The organism is Actinocrinis sp., assembly GCF_035946395.1.
Taxonomy (GTDB): domain Bacteria; phylum Actinomycetota; class Actinomycetes; order Streptomycetales; family Catenulisporaceae; genus Actinocrinis.
Window position 1 is genome coordinate 1 of record NZ_DASYZI010000185.1, and the last position, 1,743, is coordinate 1,743.

Here is a 1,743-nt window from a genome sequence, read left to right on the forward strand (position 1 = left end):
CGCCTTGCACCCCTCGGCGCGGCCCGGAAGTCGCTTGCGATGACCGGCGAGGGGATGACCAGAACCGACCCGCACTCTCCCCCTTTCCGCACTCGCCCCGCTTACGGATCTTCCCCCTTCTCCTCGGAGGGCAGCTGCTGCCTTTCCCTTCTGCCCACAGCAGCAGTCGTTGCTGTGCGTCACACGCCGTGTCCGTTCGCACAGTATGGGCTGTCGCGCATGACGCCAGTTGTTCCCTCTGACCGGCCTGTTCCCACTCGGCTGCGTGGTCTGCGATGCGGGTCGTGGTCGTGCCATCGCGGGTCAGAGCTGCTGTGAAAGGTTTCTGCTGCTCCGTCGGCCGCCGCGTGTGTCGTTCCGGTCCTGTCCGTTCTCCTCGGCTCTGTCGCGCGGTCGCCGGCGTGCCGCCGCGTGCGGAACGCCGGCGCGAGCGAGTGTGCCGGGCGAACCGCGCCGACCTGATGCCTGTGGTCTGACCGGTCCAGGCCAGCCGTGTTTGGCTTCACGTAGCTGCGCCGTTGTGAGCTTCGGATGGCCTGCTCGGCTGGGCTCTGATACCTCGCCTTGGTCGGCTTGCGCTCCCGCGGGTGTGTGCCCGGCGCGGGCCGAGACGGAGCCGAGGCGAAGACAGGAGGCGACGGCTCGGGCGGCGCCGGGCTGCACCCGACCGCAGGGCGGGTGCCTTGATCCTTGTGGAGAAACTACTCTTCAGATCGATCAGCACTTGAGCCCGCTGATTTAGCGTGCTCTCAATTGTGGTCTTATGGCAGATATTGACATGCCCAGATGCGCCTGTGTCCACCGACGCACGGCGATTGGACTGAGCTGCGATGTCGCAGCGTCAGCGGACAACCAGATACGTCGGCGGACGCCGGGTGGTCGAGCTTAAATCTCGTGGTGTTCGCGGTTCGGCCGTAGGGTCGGCTGCTCGTAGCCGCTGACCTGCGGCGATAGGTTTGAGTAGGCCATGGCCATCTCCACAAGTGGATAAAACAGGGCTTTCCGGTGAATCCGGAAGCCCTGTTTGTTGTATTAGACCGCTAATGTTGCCGTGGCTCACGTTCCGGGCATCTGGACGGCGAGCCCGGCTTCTTGCGCCGCGTCGGCCAGGCGTTTGTCATACGTGATGAAGAACGTGGGGCGGACCCGCAGCGCGGTGGCCAGATGGATCGCGTCCAAGGACCGCACGGTTGTCGGCTTGACCGTCTGAGCCAGGATCCGGATGCTGACGTCGATGTCAATGAGGTTCACCAGGTCGAGCACGTGGTGGAGCCTGGACGCCGATTCGGGGGCGTAGCGCGCCAAGGCACGGAAAGCCTCGACCTCTAACAGGGCCGAACTGGTCCAGGGCGAGTCGATGCGTTTGTCGAGCCATTCACGTAACACCTGAGTCTCGTTCTCGGCGTGGACCAGCTTGACGACCGCAGCCGAGTCTAGGTAGATGGAACCGGCCACTTCAGTGTTCGTCCATCCGTTCGGCGGCGATGAGCTGTGCAACGTCAACGCCGTCGGGTTTGCCCAGTTCCATGCGCAAGATGGCCCGCTTCATCGCTGCGGCGCGCTCAGCGCGCATCCCGGCTTCGATGATCGCCTGCCGGATCGCGGCGGAGCGGCTCGCGCCGTCGTGTGTGAGTATGTCGAGGGCGTGAGAGGTTTCGGCGTCGGGGCGAATGGTGATGGTGTCGGCCATGAACGAATTGTAAGACGATTTGTCTTACAATGCAAGTGGGGATGGCGGCACGG

At 64.3% G+C, this 1,743-nt stretch carries 2 protein-coding genes; both read right to left on the reverse strand.

From position 1 onward, the window contains the following. Positions 1 to 1,056: 1,056 nt before the first annotated feature. Positions 1,057 to 1,455 (reverse strand): type II toxin-antitoxin system VapC family toxin, encoded by a 399-nt coding sequence (locus VGS97_RS11870; protein ID WP_326853438.1) that lies wholly within the window; start codon positions 1,453 to 1,455, stop codon positions 1,057 to 1,059. A 1-nt stretch (position 1,456) separates the two neighbouring features. Next, positions 1,457 to 1,690 carry a hypothetical protein gene (locus VGS97_RS11875; protein WP_326853439.1) on the reverse strand — a complete coding sequence of 78 codons (234 nt, stop codon included), beginning with the start codon at positions 1,688 to 1,690 and terminating at the stop codon, positions 1,457 to 1,459. Between the last annotated feature and the right edge of the window lie 53 nt (positions 1,691 to 1,743).